Below are 16075 nucleotides of genomic sequence, written 5' to 3' on the forward strand. Positions count from 1 at the left end.
AGACGAGGTCTCCCGCCCGCCTGATGTTTGTGTACGAGAGGATGTATTCGTGGCGACCTTCATTGACCGGGTGGTGCTGCACCTGCAGGCCGGCGACGGCGGCCACGGCTGTGTGTCCATCCACCGCGAGAAGTTCAAGCCGCTGGGCGGGCCCGACGGTGGCAACGGCGGTCACGGCGGCGGAATTCTGCTTGAGGTGGACCAGAACTCGCACACCCTGCTCGACTTTCATTTCCGTCCCCATGTGCGGGCCAAGAATGGGGCCGGCGGATCCGGTGGCAACCGCGATGGCGCCAACGGCGGAGATCTGGTGCTCAAAGTCCCTTCCGGGACGGTGGTCCAGACGCTGGCCGGCGAGATGATCGCCGACCTGGTCGGGGTCGGCACGACGCTTGAGGTGGCTCGCGGCGGGCGGGGCGGGCGCGGCAACGCGGCGCTTGCCAGCTCGCGGCGCAAGGCTCCGGGTTTCGCCGAGCTGGGCGAGCCGGGTGAGCGCCTGGACGTGGTGCTGGAGCTCAAGAGCGTTGCCGACGTGGGGCTGGTGGGCTTCCCGAGCGCCGGCAAGTCGTCGCTGATCTCGGTGATATCCGCGGCCAAGCCGAAGATCGCCGACTATCCTTTCACGACACTGGTACCCAACCTCGGCGTGGTGCAAGCCGGGGAACGTGTCTTCACGGTCGCCGATGTGCCCGGCCTCATTCCGGGCGCGGCCACCGGCAAGGGCCTGGGGTTGCAGTTCCTGCGCCACATCGAGCGGTGCGCCGTGCTGGCGCACGTGGTGGACACCGCGACGCTGGAGCCGGGCCGCGACCCGGTGGCCGACATCGACGCGCTGGAAGCCGAGCTTGCCGCCTACGGCGGGCTGGAGGACAAGCCCCGGATCATCGTCCTGAACAAGATCGATGTCCCGGACGGCCGCGACCTGGCCGACATCGTCGAGCCGGACCTGGCTCGGTACGGCTGGCCGGTCTACCGGGTCAGTGCCGCCACCCGGGAAGGCTTGCAGGAGTTCATCTATGCCCTGGGCCGCCTGGTCGACGAGCACCGCGCCGCGCAGCCGGTGCTGGAGCCCACCCGGCTGGTGCTGCGACCGTCGGCTGTGGACGATTCCGGGTTCACGATCCAGCGCGACGCCGACGACGTGTGGGTGATCAAGGGCACCAAGCCGGAGCGGTGGGTCAGGCAGACCAACTTCGACAACGACGAAGCCGTCGGCTACCTGGCCGATCGGTTGGCCCGCCTGGGCGTTGAGGACAAATTGGCGAAGCTGGGCGCAGAGCCGGGCGACCCGGTGCGCATCGGCACCATGGAGTTCGACTGGCAGCCCGCCATCGAGGCCGAGTTCGTTCCCACCACCCGTGGCGCCGACCTTCGCTTGGAGGACAACGACTCCCGGGCCGGGGCCGCCGAGCGGCTGGCCGCCCGCAAGGCGCGCCGGGTGCGCGAGGAGGGCGACACCGCGGGCGACTGGGTCGAGGACGAGTAGAGCGTTCGGTAACAGGCCGGAAACACGGCGTGTCTAACCTGCATTGGGTGTTGATCCAGAACAAGGAGATCACCCACCCCGATGTCACCCTGCTTGTCCGCAACGCCGAGGACGAGCTCATCGTTCGTTACCCCGAACAGGTGCCGTCGACTGTCAATCCGCATGCCCGCTTCGTGGTCGCCTATGTGCTCGGCCGCCCGGTGGGCTGCGGCGCCCTCATCCTGCTCGATGAGGGCGTCGCGGAAATCAAGCGGCTTTATGTGCTGCCCGCCCACCGCCGCAATGGGGTGGCCCGGCGCATCCTGCTGGCGCTGGAACGCAAAGCCATTGCGGCACAGGTGGGCGAGCTGATCCTGGCTTCGGGAACCCGCCAGCCCGAAGCCTTGCCGTTCTACGAATCCCTTGGATACCAGCGCATCGAGCCCTACGGTCACCACATCGGCAACCCGGTCTCGGTGTGTTTCAGTAAGCGGCTGTAACCAGTCCGATCGCCTCCGATGCCCGCCGCAGCGTCGCGGCGGCGCGGGGCCGGGCCTTGGCCGCGCCGTCGCGCAGCACCTGCTCCACCTCGGCCGGGGTCAGCCGGGCATAGTTGCGCTGAATCGGTTCCAGCACAGCGATCACCGCGTCGGCGACCGCGCTTTTCAACGCGCCGTAGGAGCCCAGCTCGAACGAGTGGTCGCCGGTACAGGCGGCCAGGATCTCCAGCAGGTTGGTCACCCCGGGCTGGCGTTCCCGATCGTGGCGCACCACCGCCCGATTGTCGGTGACCGCCCGCATCACCTTGCGCCGCACCATATCCGGCGGGTCCAGCACGCTGATCACGCCGGCCGTCACCTGGTTGCTCTTGCCCATCTTCATCGACGGATCCGAAAGATCCATGATGCGCGCGGCGAAGGGCGGATTGACCACCTTCGGCACGGTAAACGTGTGCCCGTAACGGGTGTTGAACCGGTACGCGACATCGCGGGCCAGCTCCAGATGCTGCGACTGGTCGTCGCCGACGGGTACCTCATCGGTGTCGTGCAGAAGAATGTCGGCAGCCATCAGCACCGGATAGGTGAGCAGGCTCAGCCGCACCGGATCCGGGCCGCTCGATTTCTCCCGGAACTGGATCATCCGGCGGGCCTCGCCGTAGCCGGTTGTGCACTCGAGCAGATAGTGCAGCTGAGCGTGCTCGGACAGGTGTGATTGGACATATAGCGTGGTGCGCCCCGGATCGACGCCGGCGGCGAGCATGACCGCCGCCTGTTCCAGGGTCAGTTCGCGGACGCGACGTGGGTCGTGCTCCACCGTGAGCGCATGCAGATCTACGATCATCACTACGGAGTCGTGTTCGTACTGCGTGTTGGCCAGCGGGAGTATGGCGGCGAGCAGGTTGCCCAGCTGCAGGTGACCGGTGGGCTTGAGGCCGGTGAGGCGGCGGGTGCGGGTCAGCGTGGCGGTGGTGGCGGTAGCGGTCATGGCGGTGTCTCCTCGGGTCGAAAGCCCGGCCGGGAGCACAAAAAGGCCGCCCGGTCGGGCGGCCTGGTGATGTCGGGTGCGCTTAAGCGGGCCGCCCTGTCAGGGCAGCCACCAGCTCATCGTTTGGGTGCGCACGCACGAATTATCCCTGTCCGGTGCAATGTTGACAAGGGGCCACTGGCTCCTCCCACCAGAGTTTTTCTGCAGTTGGATGACGGCTGTGGCACACCGTGTAGTCCTGCTGCTGGACGGCCCGGCGGGTGAGCAGCGTGTCGAGCTCGTCCGCGGCGAGCCGTGCCTCGCCGCGGCGGTGGTGTGCGGGGTGCGCGACGTGGAGCGTTCGGGCGCTCGGGTGCGCCAGCTCGCGGCAGCGCCCCAGTCGGCGGTGCTCGCCGCGGCAGATCTGGTGCTGCGCTTGCGACAGCTGGTGCCCGAGCTGGCCGAGCAGGAGGTGGCGATGCTGCTGGAGCTGCTGGAGGTGTGAAAGCGAATTGTGTTCAGGGTTGGCCGCGAGGCGATCCCATCAGGCAGGATGAAGTCCATGTCGCATCGCAGTCTGACCCACGCCGAGGCCGTTACCCGCGCGGCCGTGGTCCGCAAGCTCTCCTATGAGCTTGACGTCGACCTCACCGGCGGGTCCGAGACATTTACCAGCATCACCACCTTGCGCTTTTCCGCGCAGGAGGGCGCCTCTACCTTCGTCGAGGTGCGGCCGCAGCGCCTGGTCTCGGTAACGCTCAACGATGCGATCCTCGATGCCACCGTGGTCGATGGCAGGATAGAGCTTTCCGGCCTGTCCGGCGACAACACCGTGGTGGTGGCGGCCGAGTTCGCGTATTCGCATTCCAGCGAGGGCATGCACCGCTTCGTCGACCCGGCCGATGGAGAAGTCTACGTCTATGCGCAGCCGTCCATCACCGACGCCCCGCGGTTCATGGCCTGCTTCGATCAGCCAGATCTGAAGGCGCCGGTCACGTTGCTGGTGACGGCCAACCCGTCCTGGACGATCCGCGCCAACGAGGAATGCGTGCAGGAGAAGCCGGGCCGGTGGCGTTTCCACCCGACCAAGCCCATCGCCACCTACCTGATCACGCTGGTGGCCGGGCCGCTGGTGGAGATCCGCGACGAGCACGACGGCATCTCGCTTGGCGTGCTGGCCCGCAAGAGCTACTCCGAGGTCCTTGAGCGCGATGCTCCAGAGATCTTCGAGGTCACCAAGGCGTGCTTCGACCGCTTTCATGAGCTTTTTGGCATCCGGTACCAGTTCGGCAAATACGATCAGGCCTTCGTGCCCGAGTTCAGTTGGGGGGCAATGGAGTTCCCCGGGTGCGTGGTGTTCCGCGACGAATATCTGTTCCGGGCCACCGTCACCGATACCGAGCGGCTCGAGCGGGCGGCGGTCATCGCGCACGAGATGGCCCACATGTGGTTCGGCGATCTGGTGACGATGCGGTGGTGGGATGACCTGTGGCTCAACGAATCCTTCGCCACCTATATGGGGTACAGGCTGGTGTCGGAGGTGACGCGCTGGCCCCAGTCGTGGACGCGGTTCGGCGTGAACCGCAAGGTGTGGGGCTACGCCGCTGATCAGCGGCCGTCCACCCACCCGGTGGCACCGACCAAGGTCAGCGACACCGATGACGCCATCAACAACTTCGACGGAATCTCCTACGCCAAGGGCTGTTCGGCGCTGCGTCAGCTGGTGACCTGGATCGGCGACGACGCCTTCTTCGGCGGGCTGCGCAAGTACTTCGACAAGCACGCCTGGGGCAACGCGACCCTGGCCGATCTGCTGGGCGCCCTGTCGGAGTCCAGCGGGCGCGACATCGATGCCTGGGCGCACCTCTGGCTGCGCACGCCACAGGTCAACACCTTGCGCCCGGAGATCTCGTTCTCCGAGCCGGGAGTCTTCGAATCGGTAACGGTGCACCAAAGCGCCCCGGAAAGCTATCCGGTGCTGCGGCCGCACCGCATCGGCATCAGCTGGCTCACCCCCAGCGGCGAGTGGGCCTCGACCGAGGCCGAGGTGTCCGGCGAGGTGACCCCGGTGCCGCAACTGGCCGGGGTGGCCGGACGTGGGCTGTTGCTCAATTCCGGCGACTACACCTTCGCCAAGGTGCGCCTCGACGATCAGACCCGGGCCGATCTGGTCGATCTGCTGGCCCGTCAGCCGGACACGCTGTCGCGGGCCCTGATGTGGAACGCCGCCTTCGACGCGGTACGCGACGCCGAGTGGCCCGCAGACGAGTTCGTAGACCTGGTCGGGGCGGCGCTGAGCGGCGAAACCGACGTCACCCTCCTGGATTCGGTCTTCCAGCTGGCCCGCACCGTGGCGGTGCCGCGCCTGCTTCCGATGACCACCTATCAGCGGGCGCTGGACAGTCTCGCCGCGACCGCGGCGTCCATTGTGGAGGTGGCGCCGGCCAGCAGCGGACGTCAGCTCGCCGGCGCGCGCAACCTGGTGTCGTCGACCAGCCAGGCGCCGATGCTGCGCGGCTGGCTGGCCGGAATCGGTGTGCCGCAAGGACTTGTGGTGGACTCCGACCTGCGCTGGTCGATCCTGTGCCGGCTGGCTGTGCTGGGCGAGATCGGTCACGAGCAGATCGATGCGGAGCTGCAGCGGGACACGTCGGCTCGGGGTCGCCAGGAGGCCACCCGGGCACGGGCCTCGCTTCCCGATGCGGCGGCCAAGGCGACCGCCTTTGACATCCTCATGAATGAGAAGGGCTTGTCCAACCGGATTGTCGAGTACGCCGGATATGGCCTGTGGCAGCCGGAGCACGCCGAGCTGACTTCGTCCTATGTGGAGCGTTTCTTCACGGAATTGCCGATTTCGCAGGGACGTTCGCCCGATCTGATGGCGCTCATCGGTCACGCGGGGTACCCGGTCTTCGCCGTGTCGCAGGACACACTCGACCTTGCCGAGCGCACGCTGGCCGGTGACCTGCACCCACAGCTGCGACGCTCGCTGATGGACGAGACCGACGACCTGCGCCGTGCGCTGAGGGCCCGGGAGGGCGCAAGATCGGCCTAGCATGGAGGAGTGACATCCCGCATTGGCGTCATGGGCGGCACCTTCGACCCGATCCATCATGGCCACCTGGTGGCTGCGAGCGAGGTCGCCGACACGTTTGCCCTCGATGAGGTCATCTTCGTGCCGGCGGGGCAGCCGTGGCAGAAAAGCGATCAGGTCGTGTCCGCTGCCGAGGACCGGTACCTGATGACAGTCATCGCTACCGCGTCGAACCCGCGCTTCACCGTGAGCCGGGTCGACGTCGATCGCGATGGCCCCACCTATGCCGTGGACACCCTGCGCGACCTCAACGCCAGATATGGCGACAAGGCCGATTTGTTCTTCATCACCGGCGCCGACGTCCTCGCCAAGATCCTCTCGTGGAAGGACGCCGATCAGCTGTTCGGGATGGCCCAGTTCATCGGGGTGACGCGTCCCGGCTTCCAGCTGTCCGACGCCCATCTGCCGGCCGACGCGCCGGTCAGCCTGGTGCCCGTTCCCGCGATGGCCATCTCGTCGACGGACTGCCGTAACCGGGTCGCCGCCGGCCAGCCGATTTGGTACCTGGTGCCAGATGGTGTGGTGCAGTACATCACCAAACATCACCTTTATCGCGAGCCGATGGCACCGACGATGTGAGACCCTAGAGGCACGGACCGAACCAAAGGAGAAATGTGCCCGCTACCGAGCGAGCAGTGGAGATGGCGCTGACCGCCGCCCAGGCTGCTGCCGACAAGAAGGCCGAGAAGATCACCATCCTCGATGTGTCCGAGCATCTCGTCATCACCGACGTGTTCGTGCTGGCCTCTGCGCCCAACGAGCGTCAGGTGCAGGCCATCGTCGATGCCATCGAAGAAGCGCTGCTCCTCATGCCGGAGAAGGCCAAGCCGGTGCGCCGCGAGGGGGAGCGGGCAGGTCGATGGGTGCTGCTGGACTTCAACGACATTGTCGTGCATGTCCAGCACAGTGACGAGCGCGAGTTCTATGCGCTGGACCGGCTCTGGAAGGACTGCCCCCACATCGAGTTCGTCGATCGGGCGCTCATCTCGTGACCACGATCATCCTGTGGCGGCACGGCAACACGGACTGGAACAACCAACAGCGTTTTCAGGGCCAAACCGACGTCCCGCTCAATGAGCGCGGCCTCACCCAGGCCGTCGCCGCCGCAGGACGGTTGGCCGCGCTGAATCCCGATCTGGTGGTGACCAGTGACCTGAGCCGTTGCGCCGCCACCGCCGCCGCCCTGGGCGATGCCACCGGTCTGCCGGTGGAACGCGACGTGAGACTGCGCGAGCGCTGCTTCGGTGAGTGGGAGACCCTGACCCGCAGCGAGGTCGCGCAGCGGTTCCCCGAGGCGTGGGCACGCTGGCTTTCCGGCGATCCTCACCCCGGCTGCGGCATCGAGCCCATCGCCGACCTGGGCAAACGGATGGCCGAGATGATCCGGCACACCGCCGAGCGGGTGCCCGGTAAGACCGCGGTTCTGGTCACTCATGGCGGCTCCACCAAGTGGGGCATCGGCGCATTGCTCGGCTGGCCCGAGGAGACCGTGGAAACACTGCGCGGCATGGGCAACTGCCACTGGGCCAGGCTGCAGCATGACACCGAGCGCGGCTGGTTGCTCGTCGGGTACAACCTGGGCGTCCCGTGACTGCGGCTGCCGCAGTGGCTACGCCCTTGGTCACAACTTGGGCGCTAAGGCGCGTTCGCGCAACGACGGCCCGACAGGTAGCGTCCGAGCTGTTATGACTAGGCAACTGCGTTTCCTCATCATGGGTGCACTGGTCACCGGAGTGTTCGCGGCAGGCTGCGCCCAGGCCAACCCGGAGGGCAGCACAGTGACACCCGACCCCTCGGCCACGTCCGGCTCCTCGGCGACCCCGAAGGTTCCGCCACTGACCGCGACACCTCTTCAGCCAACCAAGGCCAGCACCAGCGAGGTCACCCTCACCGGGATGGTCGAGCGGATAGATCTCGAAGGCGGCTGCACAGTGCTGCGCGCAGACACCAACAAAACCTTTGAGCTGATGGGTGGTGACCCCAACATCCTCAAGTCCGGCGCGCGCGTCACCGTCACAGGCAAGATCCGAACAGACCTGTCGACCATCTGCCAGATGGGACCGGTGTTGGAGGTTACCTCGTCACAGCCCGCGTGATCGGCTAACGTGCCGACATGCCCATCGTGGTCGTCACCGACTCCACCGCCTACCTGCCGGCCAGTGCCGAGTCGGCCGGAGTGACCGTAGTGCCGCTGCACGTGGTCATGGGAGGTGTCTCCGGGCGTGAAGGCATCGAAATCGACCCGGCCTCGGTGGCCAAGGCGCTGAGCCCCCCGCCGGACAAGGGCAAACGAGTCACCGTCTCGACCTCCCAGCCGACGCCGGGGGAGTTCGCCGCTGTCTACCGCAAGCTGTTCGCGGCCGGGGCTGAGGGCATCGTCTCGGTACACCTGTCAGCCGCGCTGTCGGGCACCCTCACCGGCGCGGAAGCCGCCGCTGAAGCCGCAGACGGCCCGGTCGCCGTCGTCGATTCCCGGTCGGCCGGAATGGGTCTGGGGTTCGTCGCGCTGGCCGCAGCGGCCGCCGCGAAGAAGGGCAAGGACCTCGACGGCGTGAGGGATGCCGCGCTGGAGGCGGTCGCCAACACTTCGACATTCTTCTATGTAGATACTCTTGAGCATCTGCGCCGAGGTGGGCGCATCACCGCGGTTTCGGCGTTGCTGGGGACGGCTTTGGCCGTCAAGCCGCTCCTCGAAGTCGTCGAAGGCAAAATCACGCTGCGGGACAAGGTTCGCACCGCAGGGCGGGCGCTGGAGCGCCTCGTCGCGCTCGCCGAGGAGGCCGCTGGGCAGGGCGAGGTCGACGTCGCCGTGCACCACCTGGCCGCACCCGAGCGCGCAGCGCAGCTCACCCAGGCCCTCGAAGGCCGCCTGTCCGGCCGGATCCGCGCGTTCTATACCAGCGAGGTAGGGGCCGTGGTCGCCGCCCATGTGGGGCCGGGACTGGCCGGCGTCGTGGTGCATCGGCACCCGAGCCAGCCCGCCGCTGCCCAATAACAGATCCAGAGGGGTGCTGGAGAGTTATCCCCAAGCCCTCGGCTGTCCACAGCCCGAGTGGCCGACAGCCGGGCCGAAATCGTTGCGCGCTCTAGCGTTTCGGGCGTGCGCAAGCCGTATGAGCCGACCGCCGAGCCCACGCGCCTCGGCGGGATGTCCGCTTTTGATCCCGGCAGGCGAGGCCTTCGGGTGCTGGCCGCCATCGCCGCGGCCGTGGCGCTGGGCGCCGCCTATCTGGTGTGGCAGGCACAGCCCGATCCGGTGACCGTGCCGATGCTGGCCACCACCATGGCCAGCGGCCAGCCCAATCCGGCCGAGCTCGTCGTGGCCGTCTCCGGTCAGGTTCAGCGGCCGGGCCTGGTGCGCCTGCCGGCCGGGGCGCGGGTGGCCGATGCGCTGCAGGCGGCCGGGGGCGCGCTGCCCGGCACCGATCTGAGCGCGGTAAACCTCGCCCGCAAGGTCGTCGACGGCGAGCTCATCGCCATCGGCGTCGTCGTCACCGGTGCCGCGCAGGCGGGTCCGCTCAATCTCAACACCGCCACCCTCGCGCAGCTCGACGCCCTGCCCGGGGTCGGCCCGGTGCTGGCCCAGCGCATCATCGACATGCGCGCCAAGCGAGGCGGGTTCACCAAGGTTGACGAGCTGCGCCAGGTGGACGGGATAGGCGAGGAAACCTTTGCCCGCCTTAAGGATTTGGTGGTGGTCTGATGGACCTGCGCCTTGCTCCGACCGCGCTCGGCTGCTGGGCCGCGGCCCTGACCACGCTGCACCTGGGCTGGCGCGCCGGGCTCGGCCTGCTCGGGCTGGCGTTGCTTGCGGCCGGGATGGTGAGCCGGATCCGGCCGGGCTGGCGCTGGATTGCCCTGGCCTCGGTCGCGGGGGCGCTGTGCGGCGCGGCGGCCGTCTGCGCTCAGCTGCCGGCCCGCTCCGACCCGGAGGTGGCGCGGCTGGTGGCACAGCGAGGCACCGAGTCGGTGATGCTGACCATCCGCGACGATCCCCGACTGGCGGCGCAAAGCGTTGGGCAGCAACGGCTTTGGGTGGTGAAGGCGACCCTCGACCGGCCGGGCTCGCCGCGGGTGGTGGTGCTCGCGAGTCACGACGGATGGCGCGGTCTGCTTCCGGGGCAACGGGTCTCGGCATCGGTCCGGTTTGGAGCCGCACGCGGTGCGGACCTCACCGCGGCGGTGCTCTCCACCAATTCGGGTGCGACCCCGATCGGTGAGCCACCCTGGATCCAGCGCGCTGCCGGGCGGTTGCGGGCCGGTCTGCAACGGGCATGTGCGCCGCTGCCCGATCGGCCCGGAGGATTGGTGCCAGGGCTGGTCATCGGCGACACCAGCGCGCTGGATCCCGTGCTGGAGGAGGAGTTTCGGGCGGCCGGCCTCACCCACCTGGTGGCCGTCAGCGGCAGTAACGTCGCGATCGTCGTGGGGCTGGTGGTGCTGATGGCGCGCTGGGCAAGGCTTGGGCCCGGTCCGGCGGCCTTGGTCGCGGCGCTCGCGGTGATGGGGTTTGTGGTCCTGGTTCGCCCGTCGCCCAGCGTGCTCAGAGCGGGGCTCATGGGCGGCATCGGGCTGATCGCCTTGGCCAGCGGGCGTCGCCGGGCCGCGCTACCCGCGCTCAGCGCCGCCGTCATCGGCCTGATCGTGCTCGATCCCGAGCTGGCCGGGGAAGCGGGCTTCGCGTTGTCGGTGCTGGCCACCGGCGGCCTGCTGCTGCTCGCGCCACCTATCCGGGATCGATTGCGGGCCAAGGGTTTTCCCGCTGGCGTGGCCGAGGCGCTGGCCATCCCGGCCAGTGCTCAGCTGGCCTGCGCTCCGGTGATCGCTGGGCTGTCGGCAAGCGTGAGCCTGGTGTCGGTTCCGGCGAATCTGCTTGCCGTGCCAGCGGTAGCGCCGGCCACGATCAGCGGGGTGGCCGCAGCCGTCATCTCGCCGGTGTGGCCCGCGGCCGCGGAGTTCCTGGCCTGGCTTAGTGGTTGGCCTGCGTGGTGGCTGGTTTGGGTGGCGCGCAGCGCTGCCGCCGTCCCGGCGGGCGCAGTGCCGTGGCCCGGCGGGGTCGGGGGTGGGCTGCTGCTCGCTGCGCTCACGGCCCTGCTGATCCTTGGCTTTCGAAGCCGGGTGGTGCGGCGGTTGGTGCTGGTGACCGGGCTGGCTGCCATGGTTGGAGCGGTGCCGGTGCGCCTGCTGGCACCGGGTTGGCCTCCGCCCGGCTGGGTGATGGTGGTTTGCGATGTCGGGCAGGGCGACGCGGTGGTGCTGAACGCGGGCGGCGGAGCGGTGATCCTCGTCGACACCGGGCCCGACCCGAGAGCCCTGACCGAATGCCTTGCCGATCTCGACATCACCTCCCTTCCCCTGGTCCTGCTGAGCCACTTTCACCTCGATCACATCGGTGGTCTCAGCGCGGCATTGCCCTATCACCCGGGCCAAATCGTCACCGGGGTCTGGCCGGAGCCTGCGCCGGGCCGGGAAGCCGTGCACCTTGCCGCGGCGCAGGCGCACATCCCCATCGCCGAAGCGCCGCCCCACGCGGTCTGGACTGTCGGACAAGTGACGCTGCGCGTGCTTGCTACCGCACCGCTTCACGGCACCAGGTCAGATCCCAACAACAACTCGCTGGTGCTCTTCGGCCAGATTCGCGACGTGGGCATCGCGCTGCTGGGCGATGCCGAGACCGAACAGCAGCGCATGCTGCACGCCGACAACCCTTCCCTGACCGCGGATGTGGTCAAGGTGGCCCACCACGGCTCGGCCTACCAGGAGCCCGCGTTGCTTGAGGCGATGCGGGCCAAGCTGGCCGTCGTCTCGGTGGGCGCCGGAAACGACTACGGCCACCCCAATCCGGCTCTGCTGGCATGGTGGCAACGCACCGGCACCCGGGTCATGCGCACGGACCTCGATGGCGCGATCGCAGTCTCGGCCGGGACTGCAGGGCTGCAGATGTCGACAAAATGACTCTGTCCAATGTGGAAACGAGCGCTCAGCGCTGCGCCGGACCGCCCTGGGCCGCCAGCCGCGCGGGATCGTGGGAGAAAACCAAAGGTGCGGGCAGGCTGGGGCGAACATGATCAGTTGGCTTGCTCGCGCTCGCGCTCGCGACGGGCGCGGGCTGGTCGCCTGCGTGGAACGGGTTGCAGGAAACGGGGGAGGAAGACGGCACTGGGTCGGTCACGCCTACCACGGTACCCCGTCGCTACGACACTTTAACGATCCGCCGAGGATTACCTTCCGCCCCGAGGGCGTGGCCGGCCTCGGCGGGCTCTGCCGAGAGCTCGCGCTGGCCGACCGCTTCGGCCCGGGATGGACGAGATCCTCATCCATCCCGGGCCGACGGCGATCCGGTGGCGGCTACGGCTGAACTGAGCTGCAACAAACCTGCAAACGCCAAGCCTTGTCTTACGGAAAGCGATTTCCATACGCTGATGTCTGCCGTGAGGAGGCGACTATGCGCTGGATGCCGTTCCGCCATGCACCGTCAAGGCCGATCATGGGGGCCGTCGCTGCGGCGGTCGCCGTGGCGGTGGCTCTGTTCGCCATCAGCAGCGTTTCGGCGGCCACGCTCTTTGCCGACGACTTCGAAGACGGCAACTCCACCGGCTGGACCACCTCCGGCGGCACCTGGTCGGTCACCACCGACGGAAGCAGGGTGCTGAGCCAAACCGGTACCAGCTCGGACGCGAGAGCCCGCGCCGGATCGTCCTCGTGGACCAACTACACCGTGACCGCCCGGGTCAAGCCCACCGCTTTCAACGGATCCAGCCGGTTCGTGGCCGTGCTTGCGCGCGCCCAGTCGAACACGAGCTACTACTACCTGACCCTGCGATCCACCAACACCATCGAGCTGAAAAAGCTCGTGGGCGGCTCCTCCACGACGCTGGCGACCGGCTCGTTCACCGTCACGACCGGCACCTGGTACACGGTGGCGCTCTCGGTGGCCGGATCCAGCCTGACCGGTTTGGTGAACGGCACGGCAAGGCTGAGCGCGGTGGACACCCAGTTCGCCAGCGGCGGGATCGGCGTGGCCACCTACTTCGCGTCGGCGTCCTTTGACGATGTGTCCATTTCGGATGGTACGACACCCAGCTCGCCACCGCCGACGCCGTCAGCGAGCCCCTCGCAGAGCCCCTCACCCAGCCCGTCGTCGAGCCCGCCGCCGGCTGGATCGATCATCGTGGCGAAGGACGGCACGGGCAACTTCACCACTGTCCAGGCGGCAGTGAATGCGGTGCCCGCCAACAACACCACCCGCCGGACCATCAGCATCAAGGCCGGCACCTACCGGGAGCTGGTGACCATCCCGGCCAACAAGCCCTTCATCTCGTTCATCGGAGCCACGGGCAACGCCGCCGATGTGGTCATCACCTATGACAACGCCAGCGGCACAACGAAACCGGACGGCAGCGGCACCTACGGCACGACCGGCAGCTCCTCGGTCATGATTGATGGCAACGACTTCATCGCCCGCAACCTCACCTTCTCCAACTCCTTCGACGAGGCGGCGCACGATTTCAGCGCGGAGCAGGCGGTCGCCGTCACCACCCGCGGTGACCGGCTGATCTTCGACAACGTTCGCTTCCTTGGCAACCAGGACACCTTGCAGCCCAGCTCGCCCAACACCGCCACGGTGAGCCGGGCCTATTACCGCAACTGCTATGTGGAAGGGGATGTGGACTTCATCTTCGGCCGTGGCACAGCGGTATTCGACCGGTGCGAGATCCGCTCGCTCAACCGTGGATCGTCGAGCAACAACGGGTATGTGACGGCGGCGTCGACCACGAACACGAATCCGTATGGCTACCTGTTCTTCCAGTGCCAGCTGACTTCCGCCTCCGGCGTCGCGGCGCAAAGCGTCCATCTTGGACGGCCGTGGCATCCCAGCGGCGATGTCAATGCCATCGCACAGGTGCTGTACCGGGAATCCACGATGGGTGCGCACATCAAGAGCTCGCCGTGGACCGATATGTCGGGCTTCTCGTGGCGTGATGCGCGCTTCTTCGAGTACCACAACACCGGACCCGGCTCGCCGATCACCGCAGATCGGCCCCAGTTGCCCGACGCGAGCGCGCCCAACTTCACCGCACAGCGCTACCTGGCCGGCTCCGACGGCTGGAACCCCATTTCCTGACCGCGTGCAGGCCATGTGTCGGTGATTTGACCTTTCGTGTGACGCGTCGCGCCCTGAGGGTGACTGGGCTACGGGTCGCCGTGCGACGATGGCGGTGTGAGTCAGGCTTCGTCCCCCCAACTGACCCCGGTGCTGCTGGTACTCGGCGACGAGGAGCTGCTGGTGTCCCGCGCCGTGGCCGATGCTGCCGCGCGCGCCAAGGTCGTCGACCCCGATACCGAGGTGCGCGAGTTCGACGCCTCGACGTTGCTGCCCGGCGAGCTTGCCGGTCTGCTCAGCCCGTCGCTGTTCGGCGGCAACCGGGTCGCTGTGCTGCGCGGAGGGCAGGACGCCAAGAAGGATCTGGTGGCCGTAATCCTCGACTATGTGAAGGCGCCCGACCCCGACGTCACGCTCGTGATCACCCACGCGGGTGGGGCCAAGGGCAAAGCGTTCGCCGACAGTCTGGTCAAGGCCGGGGCTGAAGTGGTTCCGGCGGCGAAACTGAGCAAGCACCGCGACCGCGTCGACTTCGTCACCGCGGAGTTCCGCCGGCTCGGCGGCAAGTGCGGCAATGACGCGGCCGAGGCGCTGATCGAAGCGGTGGGCCACGACCTGCGAGAGCTGGCGGCGGCGTGCTCGCAGCTGGTGGCGGACACGGGCGGAAGGGTGGATGTCGCCACCATCGGGCGTTACTACAAGGGCAAGGCCGAGGTCAGCGGGTTCACGGTGTCCGACGCCGCGGTGGCCGGGGACGTCCCGGCGGCCCTGGAAGCGCTGCGCTGGGCCTTGCATGCGGGGGTTGATCCGGTACCGATAGCCGATGCGCTCGCCGACGGCGTCCGCACCGTGGCAAGGGTGGCTTCCGCCGGCCGTGGCAGCGCCTTCCAGCTCGCGTCGACGCTGGGCATGCCCGCCTGGAAAATCGAGAAGGCGCAACGGCAGGCCCGCGGCTGGACACCCGAGGGCCTGGTCGCCGCGATGCAAGCCGCAGCCGTGTGCAACGCCGACGTCAAGGGTGGCGCGGAGGATCGTGGTTATGCGCTGGAGCGCACCATCATGGCGTTCGCGGCGGCCCGCCAGGGCGGTGCGAAATGACCGTGGTGCGCTCGCGCCGGGCCGGCATCGGCGCGCAGGAGGCGAAGAACCGCCCCCTTTACGCCCGGGTGCTCGGGCTCCAATACCTGCGGCCAAGCGGCCTGCTGTGCTTCCTGTTCTTCGAGGGCGCCATCGCCCTGGCGGTGCTGCTGGCCCTGGCCGAGCTGGTGAGCTGGTGGGTGGTCGCCGCGCTGCCCGCAGCGGTGGCGGCCATGGTCAAGCTGAACGATGTGATCGCGGGGGCGATCGCCTATGCCGGCGCGGCCAGGCGCACCAAGGCCCTCGGCCGCGCCGCTGTCCCGCGCCGGGCCCACGCCGACGCGGCCGAGCCTGCCCCGGCCCCCGCCGACGAGCCGGTCGGCTCGCCCAAACAACGCGCCCGGCAAGCCGCCACCCGCCGCTACGAGTAGGGATACGCCAAAAGCCCGACCCTCGAAGAGGACCGGGCTGGAAGCTTGATAGCTCAGGCGGAGATTGCTGCGGCCTTCTTGGCGATGGCCGACTTGCGGTTCGCAGCCTGGTTCTTGTGGATGACGCCCTTGCTCACGGCACGGTCGAGCTTGCGCGAGGCGTCGCGGAAGGCCGCGGTCGCGGTCTCGGCGTCGCCGTTGGCGGCGGCCTCGTGGAACTTGCGGACAGCCGTCTTCAGGGCCGACTTGACCGACTTGTTGCGCAGCCGAGCCTTCTCGTTCTGCTTGTTGCGCTTGATCTGAGACTTGATGTTCGCCACGCGACAGCCTTCGTCCTGCTCGTCAGTGATTGCCTGATGGTTGCTTACTTTTGATTACTCGCCCAAGGGACCAACGCCAAACGGGCATCGGTCGCGACGTGCCAGATTACCAGGTGGGCA

The 16075-nt window shown here is 68.1% G+C and carries 17 protein-coding genes; 14 read left to right on the forward strand and 3 right to left on the reverse strand.

All coding sequences use genetic code 11. The features are described from left to right. The first annotated feature begins 49 nt into the window (after positions 1–49). Together obgE and Rhe02_RS05835 are read left to right on the forward strand one after the other, a co-directional pair. On the forward strand, positions 50–1486 hold the full coding sequence (obgE, locus tag Rhe02_RS05830) for a GTPase ObgE (protein WP_203907040.1): 1437 nt from the start codon (positions 50–52) through the stop codon (positions 1484–1486). A gap of 47 nt (positions 1487–1533) precedes the next feature. Further along, positions 1534–1965: a GNAT family N-acetyltransferase gene (locus Rhe02_RS05835; protein ID WP_203907041.1), complete on the forward strand. Its 432-nt coding sequence runs from the start codon at positions 1534–1536 to the stop codon at positions 1963–1965. On the opposite strand, the gene trpS is transcribed toward Rhe02_RS05835, so the two are convergent. Next, a complete protein-coding gene (gene trpS / locus Rhe02_RS05840) occupies positions 1949–2950 on the reverse strand; it encodes a tryptophan--tRNA ligase (RefSeq protein ID WP_203907042.1) in 1002 nt (333 codons plus the stop codon). The genes Rhe02_RS05835 and trpS overlap by 17 nt on opposite strands. A 220-nt stretch (positions 2951–3170) precedes the next feature. Between trpS and Rhe02_RS05845 the strand changes: the two genes are divergently transcribed. The 9 genes from Rhe02_RS05845 to Rhe02_RS05885 all read left to right on the forward strand — a co-directional run bounded on the left by Rhe02_RS05845 (position 3171) and on the right by Rhe02_RS05885 (position 11978). After that, positions 3171–3434, forward strand: a complete 264-nt coding sequence (locus Rhe02_RS05845; protein ID WP_203907043.1) for a hypothetical protein — start codon at positions 3171–3173, stop codon at positions 3432–3434. A 57-nt stretch (positions 3435–3491) separates the two neighbouring features. Continuing rightward, complete coding sequence (gene pepN / locus Rhe02_RS05850) at positions 3492–5984, forward strand: aminopeptidase N (protein ID WP_203907044.1); 2493 nt, start codon at positions 3492–3494, stop codon at positions 5982–5984. A 9-nt stretch (positions 5985–5993) separates the two neighbouring features. After that, positions 5994–6602, forward strand: coding sequence for a nicotinate-nucleotide adenylyltransferase (gene nadD, locus Rhe02_RS05855; RefSeq protein ID WP_275412594.1), 609 nt, complete (start codon positions 5994–5996; stop codon positions 6600–6602). A 35-nt stretch (positions 6603–6637) separates the two neighbouring features. Further along, positions 6638–7015, forward strand: coding sequence for a ribosome silencing factor (rsfS, locus tag Rhe02_RS05860; RefSeq protein WP_203907045.1), 378 nt, complete (start codon positions 6638–6640; stop codon positions 7013–7015). Further along, positions 7012–7614 (forward strand): histidine phosphatase family protein, encoded by a 603-nt coding sequence (locus Rhe02_RS05865; protein WP_203907046.1) that lies wholly within the window; start codon positions 7012–7014, stop codon positions 7612–7614. Before rsfS ends, Rhe02_RS05865 begins: the two co-directional genes overlap by 4 nt. A 94-nt stretch (positions 7615–7708) precedes the next feature. Continuing rightward, positions 7709–8119, forward strand: a complete 411-nt coding sequence (locus Rhe02_RS05870) for a hypothetical protein (protein WP_203907047.1) — start codon at positions 7709–7711, stop codon at positions 8117–8119. 17 nt (positions 8120–8136) lie between these two features. Continuing rightward, complete coding sequence (locus Rhe02_RS05875) at positions 8137–9018, forward strand: DegV family protein (protein WP_203907048.1); 882 nt, start codon at positions 8137–8139, stop codon at positions 9016–9018. 105 nt (positions 9019–9123) lie between these two features. After that, positions 9124–9726 carry a ComEA family DNA-binding protein gene (locus Rhe02_RS05880; RefSeq protein WP_444544521.1) on the forward strand — a complete coding sequence of 201 codons (603 nt, stop codon included), beginning with the start codon at positions 9124–9126 and terminating at the stop codon, positions 9724–9726. Next, positions 9726–11978, forward strand: coding sequence for a ComEC/Rec2 family competence protein (locus tag Rhe02_RS05885; RefSeq protein WP_203907049.1), 2253 nt, complete (start codon positions 9726–9728; stop codon positions 11976–11978). The genes Rhe02_RS05880 and Rhe02_RS05885 overlap by 1 nt, the downstream gene beginning before the upstream one ends. Before the next feature lie 25 nt (positions 11979–12003). Here Rhe02_RS05885 and Rhe02_RS05890 read toward each other — a convergent pair whose 3' ends face one another. Continuing rightward, complete coding sequence (locus Rhe02_RS05890) at positions 12004–12195, reverse strand: hypothetical protein (protein WP_203907050.1); 192 nt, start codon at positions 12193–12195, stop codon at positions 12004–12006. A gap of 273 nt (positions 12196–12468) precedes the next feature. Here Rhe02_RS05890 and Rhe02_RS05895 point away from each other — a divergent pair, with 273 nt between their 5' ends. From Rhe02_RS05895 to Rhe02_RS05905, 3 genes are all read left to right on the forward strand, one after another. After that, a complete protein-coding gene (locus Rhe02_RS05895; protein WP_203907051.1) occupies positions 12469–14148 on the forward strand; it encodes a pectinesterase family protein in 1680 nt (559 codons plus the stop codon). 96 nt (positions 14149–14244) lie between these two features. Further along, positions 14245–15225, forward strand: a complete 981-nt coding sequence (holA, locus tag Rhe02_RS05900; RefSeq protein WP_239123436.1) for a DNA polymerase III subunit delta — start codon at positions 14245–14247, stop codon at positions 15223–15225. Next, positions 15222–15635: a hypothetical protein gene (locus tag Rhe02_RS05905; protein WP_203907052.1), complete on the forward strand. Its 414-nt coding sequence runs from the start codon at positions 15222–15224 to the stop codon at positions 15633–15635. Before holA ends, Rhe02_RS05905 begins: the two co-directional genes overlap by 4 nt. Positions 15636–15688: 53 nt before the next feature. Here Rhe02_RS05905 and rpsT read toward each other — a convergent pair whose 3' ends face one another. Further along, positions 15689–15955, reverse strand: coding sequence for a 30S ribosomal protein S20 (gene rpsT / locus Rhe02_RS05910; protein ID WP_203907053.1), 267 nt, complete (start codon positions 15953–15955; stop codon positions 15689–15691). Between the last annotated feature and the right edge of the window lie 120 nt (positions 15956–16075).

It is taken from the genome of Rhizocola hellebori, assembly GCF_016862955.1.
Classification (GTDB): Bacteria; Actinomycetota; Actinomycetes; order Mycobacteriales; family Micromonosporaceae; genus Rhizocola; species Rhizocola hellebori.